The following is a 6926-nucleotide window of genomic DNA, read 5'->3' as shown; positions in this document are numbered from 1 at the left end:
AAGCGACGAACTTGAAGCGATTACGAAAAGAGTACTTAAGGAGTCGAAGTTTTGAATAAAAATTCAATGCGATAAAACGCAACTTGAACAGGAGGCTTTTCATGGAGGAGAAAAACGATTTAAGGAAAAATGGTAGCGGGTGCAAAGACATGACCGCCTATGACGCTATTAAGGGCATTGGGAAAGAAAACCATCATGACCAGAACCTTGACGTGATTAACCCTCTACTCAAAGGTGTAAAGGCCATGTTTGCAGCAGCGGGGTTTGAAGTTGTCGGGCGCATTGTCTTGCAGGAAAAGTTGACGGGCAGAAAATACCGATAGCAAACGCACTAACGGAAGGAGGAAGCAGGGCATGACTGACAGCGAAAAAAAAGAGATCGTAAAATTGACGGCGGAAAAATTCATGGAGTGCCAGCGCGCGGCAAGAAAAGAAAAGCGCAGCAGGTGGCTACACGACACGCGCCAACTGATGAAGCACTACAACACGCTAAACGAACATTCAAAGAAAGCGGTAGCAACACTAGAGGAGGCGCTAGCGGCCAATGACTTGCAAGATGGAAGCGGCCATAAAAAGATATGCGTTGAGACAATAAAGACCAGTTCGGCAAAAACGTTTGTCATAATGCAACATGTTAACTCTATGCTAGACGTATTGAAAAACGATTGTAAAAAATCGGGAAGGGAAAGAAAATACCGCATATTCAAAAGCCACTTCATCGACAAGAAAACCTTTAAAACCATAGCGTCAGAAGAAAACATAGACGAGAGAACGGCATACCGCGACACCGGCGATATACTTGAGACGCTGAGCGTTTTACTGTTCGGAATTGAAGAGTTGACGAAAGCATAAAATGTCAAAAACCTGTCAGTTTACATGTCATGTTTTCAGTCGTAAAATGATAGTGTGGGAAAGTTATAAAAAGAGAATACGAAAAAGAGTAACGCCGTTCAGTTGGACGGCGCTTTTTTGCGCCTAAATTTAGGGGGTAGCTGAATGCAATTACAAAAAGAACGCCGGGTAAGGTTGAAAGGCAAAGACCTTAAGAAACTAAACGACGCTATCTTTGAACGAGACAATCACAAATGCGTTGTGTGTGGGCGCTGGGTAAAAGATGGCGCAAAATTTCATCACGAGCCAAGCGGCGCAAAAAAGTCGGACGAATTAAACAAAGGCGCTGTGCTTTGCGATGACTGCCACTTCGATAGGCATTTCACGAGGCGGAGCAACAAGGTTAGGCAGCGGGTGAGGGACTACCTTGCCGAGCAGCAAGAACAAGAGCCGGAGCGAGACACAAGCACAGACAGGGGCGCGTGAGGATGGCGCAGGAGTACGCAAAGCGTTTCTACAAATCGACAGCATGGCAGCGATGCAGGCAGGGGTTTATAGTGTCGAAGTTCGGGCTGTGCGAGAAGTGCAAGCAGCCGGGGAGCATCGTGCATCACAAGAAGCACATCACGCCGGACAACATCAATGACCCAAGCGTTACGCTGCACTGGGACAACCTAATGCTTCTGTGCACGGACTGCCACAACACTATACATGGACAGCACAGACCAACAAGAGACGATCTTGAGTTCGACGAGACAGGGCAGGTGGTGCCACGCCGGCGGCGGCTATCCCCCCCTAAGAAAAATTATGGGTAGCCCCGAAGCGGACCGGAGAGGACAGTTTCAAAAAATACACAGGGCGCGCACAAAGGGGGTGTAGTGAACGGAGGGAAAAGTTTGTGGAAAATATAGACGAAAAAGCCAAAAAAGAACTGATAGATAAAGAGCTGAAAAAACTTAAGCGGATATTCACAAAGATAGACGCGAAGGTAAAAAAAGCAGTTGAAAACCTAATGTATAATGCGGCGTTTATGTCGGTTACGCTGCAACTTTTGCAATCAGAAATAAACAAAAACGGCGCAGTGAGTGAATACAAAAACGGTGAAAACCAATTCGGAACCAAAAAGTCGCCGGAAGTAGAAATTTACAACACGATGATTAAAAACTATTCCGCCGTGATGAAGCAGTTGACAGATTTGCTGCCCAGAAACGAACAACCGCCGGACAAAAAAGAAGACGGATTTGAAAAATTTGTACACGCGCGATGATGAGCGATGAACTACATCGAAAAATACGACAAGGCCATTAAAGCCGGTGACGTAACCGTATCGCAAAAGGTGGCAAAGGTATACGACCAACTTGTAAAAGACATGCACAATAAGGCGCTAGTGTGGGAGTACAGCGAGCGCCACGCGGAACATGCTATTTTTTTCATACAAAACTACTGCAAGCACTCAAAAGGGAAGATGGGCGGCAAGGCGTTTATGCTAGAGCTATGGCAGCTCGCTCTTGTTGCGGCCATGTTTGGGTTTGTTCACAAAATAGACCAGGTGCGGCGCTTTCGCGAAGTCATACTGATTGTGGCGAGAAAAAACGGGAAGTCAACACTTTCGGCGGCAATCGGGCTTTACTTGATGATTGCAGACCAAGAGCCAGGCGCGGAAATATACGCCGTAGCAACCAAGAAGGACCAAGCAAAAATAATATGGCTTGAAGCGCGCCGCATGGTGAAAAAGTCGCCGGTATTAAACCGGAAGATCCGCTGCGTTGTGTCGGAAATGACAAGTGCTTTCAACGACGGTTCATTCCGACCGCTTGGGAGCGACAGCGACACGCAGGACGGCTTGAACGTGCATGGAGCGCTGCTGGATGAAGTGCACGCATGGAAAGACAAGAACCTGTACGACGTAATCATAGACGGAGAAAGCGGGCGGGAGCAGCCGTTGACGTTCATAACGACAACCGGCGGCACGGTGCGCGAATCTGTTTTTGACATGAAGTACGACGAATGCACGCGGATACTGAATGGCTACGGGGACGCAGTAGGGTATCACGACGACCGTGTTCTCCCTGTCATATACGAACTGGACAAGCGGGACGAATGGACAGATGAAAAGGCGTGGGCCAAAGCAAATCCGGGCTTGGGGACAATTAAAAGCCTTACGACGCTGAAAGGCAAAGTGCATAAAGCAAAAGAAAACGCACTGCTTGTCAAAAACCTGCTGACGAAAGATTTCAACGTCCGCGAAACATCGTCGAGCGTGTGGATGTCGTTTGAGCAGCTAAACAACGAAGCGACATTTGACATGAAAAAGCTAAACCCGTCCTACGCCATCGCCGGGGCGGATTTGTCGGGAGCCGTAGACTTGACGTGCGGAACCGTAATCTTCAAAGTACCGGACGATGAAACAATATACGTGCGGCAAATGTATTTTCTGCCGGAAGACTTGCTAGAAAAGCGGGTGCGTGAAGACAAAATACCGTACGACCTATGGAAAGACATGGGGTACCTGCGGACAACGCCGGGAAACAAGGTAGACTATAAGTTTCTGACGCAGTGGTTCGTTGAATTGCGCGAAGAATACAGCCTGTACGTAGTATATGGCGGCTACGACGCGTGGAGCGCGAAATATTGGGTCGATGAAATGACGGACAACTTCGGGGAAATCATGGAGCCGGTCTACCAAGGTAAAAAGACGCTGTCAGCGCCTATGAAAGCGCTAGGGGCAGACCTGGACGCGAACCGGATCAACTACAACAACAATCCGGTTTTGAAATGGTGCATGTCAAACGTTGCGGTAGACGTTGATAAAAACGACAACATACAACCGATAAAGACAGACAACCAGCGCCGCAGGATTGATGGTTTTGCCAGCTTGCTAGATGCCTATGTGGTGCTGGAACGACACAGGACAGACTATGAAAATATGATTTAGCGGGGAAGTGAAAAAACTTGTGGCTATGGGAAAAAATAAAGACATTTACCAACAGGAATCCATCAGCCGTGCGGCTGACGATGGTAAACGAGTACGGAAGCGGCCTCTACACATGGAATGGGAAGCTGTACCAATCGGACTTGATACGAAGCTGCATTAGGCCGTTTTACAAGGCCGTAGGGAAGCTACAGGCGCAGCAGGTGAGGACGAACGGGCAGGGAGATATCAAGATTAACCCGGATGCCTATATACGCGTCCTACTGGAAGAACCTAACCCATACATGACAGGGCAACTCTTGCAAGAAAAAATGGCGATACAGCTAAAACTGAATAACAACGCATTCGCCTATGTCTTGCGGGACGATTTCGGCTTTGCTACGGAAATATACCCGCTGTCATGCGTTACGGCGGAAGCGAAGTACGATGAAAACGGGTACCTGTATATCCTGTTCACGCTAAAAAATGGCAAAACAATGCAGTTGGCCTATAGCGACGTGATCCACTTGCGGCAGGACTACAGCGACGATGATGTTTTTGGAGCAAGCAACCGGGAAATGTTTATGCCGCTTATGAATATCGTAGGATCAACTGACCGGGGGATCGTTAACGCGATCAGAAACAGCGCGTGTATACGCTGGCTCTTAAAATACAAAAGCGTCATGAAACCGGAAGACATAAAGAAAAACACGACGGACTTCGTGAAGTCGTTCTTGAGCGTGGATAATAGCGAGAGCGCCGGGGCCGCAGCGGTTGACGGTAAGATGGACGCGGAGCAGGTTAAACCGCAAGACTACGTGCCAAACGCATCGCAAACAGACCGAACCGTGCGGAGAATATACAGTCTGTTCGGGACGAATGAGAACATTGTGCAGTCGAAATACGATGAAAACGGGTGGAACGCGTACTACGAAAGCGAAATCGAGCCGGTAGCCATGCAGCTATCTAACGAATTCAGTCGAAAATTATTTTCTCCAAGAGAACGCGCCCACGGAAACCGCATTGCCTTTGCCGCCAACAGCCTGCAATATGCCAGCATGTCAACAAAACTGCAACTGTCGCAAATGGTAGACCGTGGAGCCATGACACCGAACGAGTGGAGGGCCGTACTGAACATGGGAGTTATCGAGGGCGGCGATAAGGCCATTCGACGCAAAGACACCGGCACGGTAAAGGAGGTGAAAAAAGATGAAAAAAACACTGAATGAGTTTTTGGCAATGACCGACGTAGATCAGCCGGGGGAAAATCCAAAATTGTATTTTTACGGCGACATTGTTTCTGACTGGTGGGGAGCATGGCAAGAAGAAGACCAATACCCTACAGCAATATGCAATTTTTTAGCGGCGGCGCAAGGAAGGGACATTGATATTTATATCAATTCGGGCGGGGGCGCTGTTTTTGCCGGCATGGCGATTTATAACATGCTTAAACGGTACAGCGGGCAAAAAACGGTATATGTGGATGGCGTTGCAGCCTCCATTGCGTCCATTATTGCGCTGGCAGGAGATCGGGTTATCATCCCGGAGAATGCCTACTTTATGGTTCATAGGCCGTGGATGAGCATTGCCGGGAATGCCGAGGAACTACGCAAGGCAGCGGAGGCGCTAGACACGCTAGACAGGGGAGCCACAGCCGTATACCAAGAATTTAGCCAGATTGGCGAAGATGAGCTGAAAAAATACATCAGAGAAGAAACGTGGTTTACCGGCAAGGATGCGGCGGAGATTTTTTCCAAAGTTGAAACCGTGGCAGCGGTGGAAGCGGCAGCGAAAGCAGACCAAGAAACGCTGAGCCGGTTTCGTGCAGTACCAAAATTACTGCAATGCGAATTCCAGAAAAACACAGAACAAGAAAAAATTATAGAAAGAGAACGCCTGGCACTGCTGGGCATGAAGGGGGAAACAAAACATGAACTATGAACAGTACAAAGAAATGCGGGGGGCCTTGCTGAAAGAAGCGCAGGCGTTTTTGGACGCGGGAAATGTGGCGGAAGCCAAGGCCAAGCGGGAAGAAATCGAAAAGCTAGACACAAATTTTGAAGCAGCCGCGCGCGAGAACGCGAACCTAGCAGCGCTCCAAAAAACAGGAATCGTGAAACAACCAAAGAGCGCAGCGCCAACGGGAGTACTGACACCGGCAGGGGAAACGGGCGAAGCGGAAGGGAGCACAGACGAGGCGCAGGCTAAGCTGTATCGCACGGCCTTCGCGAAGACGATGATGCGGCAAGGGCTATCTGCGGACGAGACAACCTGCTTCAACGCGGTAAACGATAAGTTTAAAATGCAGACGCAGACCGCCGCAGAGCATGGCGTGCTTATCCCGAACACGATGCGGGAACAAATCTGGATGCAAGTTGCGGAAACACACCCAATTTTGCAGGATGTATTGAAAACGTTTGTGCCAGGCTCGCTTACCATTCCCCAAGACACAGATGAAATGAAAGACGGAGAATGGACGGACGAGGCCACGGAGGCGGTAGGAGATGACGTGGGCTTTGCTAAGCTGGAATTGAGCGGTTGCGAGCTGGTAAAGGCCGTAACGGTTAGTTGGAAGATGCGGAAAATGAGCATCGACGCGTTTTTGGCATACGTAACAACAAAAATTGCAGAAAAAATGGGGAATGCGTTAGCCAAGGCCATTCTTAACGGCAAAGGCAAGCCGGGAGAAGCAGACACGTTCAAAGCGCAGCCAATGGGGATTTTGACCGCGCTAGCAGCAGAAGCAACCACGCCGCAGGTAGTAACCTACGAAGCGGACAAACTGGACTACAAAACGATTACCAGCGCGCGCGCGAAGATTAAAAGCGCATACTCTAGCGGTTGCGCAATCTACGCAAAGAGCGCGGACGTATGGAACGTTCTGGCGAACATTGTCGATGGGATCAAACGGCCTATTTTCGTGCCGGACCCAACCGGACAATGCGTGGGCAGATTGTTTGGCATTCCGGTGAAAGAAGAAGACGGACTGCCGGTGGGAACGTTCTTGATCGGGAACGTTTCAGCCGGCTACGCCATGAACGTGAACGAAGACATGACCATGTACAAAGAAGAGCACGTCAAAGCGCGCACGGCGGACTACATGGGCTATGCAATCATCGACGGCGGCGTATTGACCACCAAGGCATTTGCCGCAATTAAACTGGCAGCAGCGCCGGGCGCTTAA

The 6926-nt window shown here is 49.4% G+C and carries 10 protein-coding genes; all 10 read left to right on the top strand.

Annotation, left to right across the window (positions count from 1 at the left end; translation table 11 throughout):
* Positions 1-101 precede the first annotated feature (101 nt).
* The gene (locus PHF27_RS03950; RefSeq protein ID WP_300066333.1) at positions 102-323 is read left to right on the top strand and encodes a hypothetical protein; all 222 of its coding nucleotides are present in this window, start codon (positions 102-104) and stop codon (positions 321-323) included.
* A gap of 31 nt (positions 324-354) precedes the next feature.
* Positions 355-852, top strand: a complete 498-nt coding sequence (locus tag PHF27_RS03945; RefSeq protein ID WP_300066330.1) for a hypothetical protein — start codon at positions 355-357, stop codon at positions 850-852.
* A 144-nt stretch (positions 853-996) separates the two neighbouring features.
* Entirely contained in the window at positions 997-1317 is a 321-nt protein-coding gene (locus PHF27_RS14325; protein WP_363320038.1) for a hypothetical protein, read from the top strand.
* Positions 1259-1477, top strand: coding sequence for a hypothetical protein (locus PHF27_RS03940; RefSeq protein ID WP_300066327.1), 219 nt, complete (start codon positions 1259-1261; stop codon positions 1475-1477). The genes PHF27_RS14325 and PHF27_RS03940 overlap by 59 nt, the downstream gene beginning before the upstream one ends.
* Complete coding sequence (locus tag PHF27_RS14320; protein ID WP_363320039.1) at positions 1389-1646, top strand: HNH endonuclease; 258 nt, start codon at positions 1389-1391, stop codon at positions 1644-1646. Before PHF27_RS03940 ends, PHF27_RS14320 begins: the two co-directional genes overlap by 89 nt.
* 83 nt (positions 1647-1729) lie before the next feature.
* Positions 1730-2098, top strand: coding sequence for a hypothetical protein (locus PHF27_RS03935; RefSeq protein ID WP_300066324.1), 369 nt, complete (start codon positions 1730-1732; stop codon positions 2096-2098).
* Positions 2099-2104: 6 nt separating this feature from the next.
* Positions 2105-3766, top strand: a complete 1662-nt coding sequence (locus PHF27_RS03930; protein ID WP_300066321.1) for a terminase TerL endonuclease subunit — start codon at positions 2105-2107, stop codon at positions 3764-3766.
* 17 nt (positions 3767-3783) lie between these two features.
* Positions 3784-4971, top strand: a complete 1188-nt coding sequence (locus PHF27_RS03925; protein ID WP_300066319.1) for a phage portal protein — start codon at positions 3784-3786, stop codon at positions 4969-4971.
* A complete protein-coding gene (locus PHF27_RS03920) occupies positions 4952-5683 on the top strand; it encodes a head maturation protease, ClpP-related (RefSeq protein ID WP_300066316.1) in 732 nt (243 codons plus the stop codon). The genes PHF27_RS03925 and PHF27_RS03920 overlap by 20 nt, the downstream gene beginning before the upstream one ends.
* A complete protein-coding gene (locus tag PHF27_RS03915) occupies positions 5673-6926 on the top strand; it encodes a phage major capsid protein (RefSeq protein WP_300066313.1) in 1254 nt (417 codons plus the stop codon). Before PHF27_RS03920 ends, PHF27_RS03915 begins: the two co-directional genes overlap by 11 nt.

Origin of the sequence: Anaeromusa sp. (genome assembly GCF_028691475.1) — a bacterium.
Lineage (GTDB): Bacteria > Bacillota > Negativicutes > Anaeromusales > Anaeromusaceae > Anaeromusa.
The sequence above is the reverse complement of the archived record's forward strand: the minus strand, read 5'-3'. Positions and strand labels throughout refer to the sequence as shown.

What these genes read in the sequence shown, in the direction of transcription:
- PHF27_RS03950 (WP_300066333.1), top strand. Translation starts at nt 102, where the DNA reads ATGGAGGAGAAAAACGATTTAAGGAAAAATGGTAGCGGGTGCAAAGAC.
- PHF27_RS03945 (WP_300066330.1), top strand. Translation starts at nt 355, where the DNA reads ATGACTGACAGCGAAAAAAAAGAGATCGTAAAATTGACGGCGGAAAAA.
- PHF27_RS14325 (WP_363320038.1), top strand. Translation starts at nt 997, where the DNA reads ATGCAATTACAAAAAGAACGCCGGGTAAGGTTGAAAGGCAAAGACCTT.
- PHF27_RS03930 (WP_300066321.1), top strand. Translation starts at nt 2,105, where the DNA reads ATGAACTACATCGAAAAATACGACAAGGCCATTAAAGCCGGTGACGTA.
- PHF27_RS03920 (WP_300066316.1), top strand. Translation starts at nt 4,952, where the DNA reads ATGAAAAAAACACTGAATGAGTTTTTGGCAATGACCGACGTAGATCAG.
- PHF27_RS03915 (WP_300066313.1), top strand. Translation starts at nt 5,673, where the DNA reads ATGAACTATGAACAGTACAAAGAAATGCGGGGGGCCTTGCTGAAAGAA.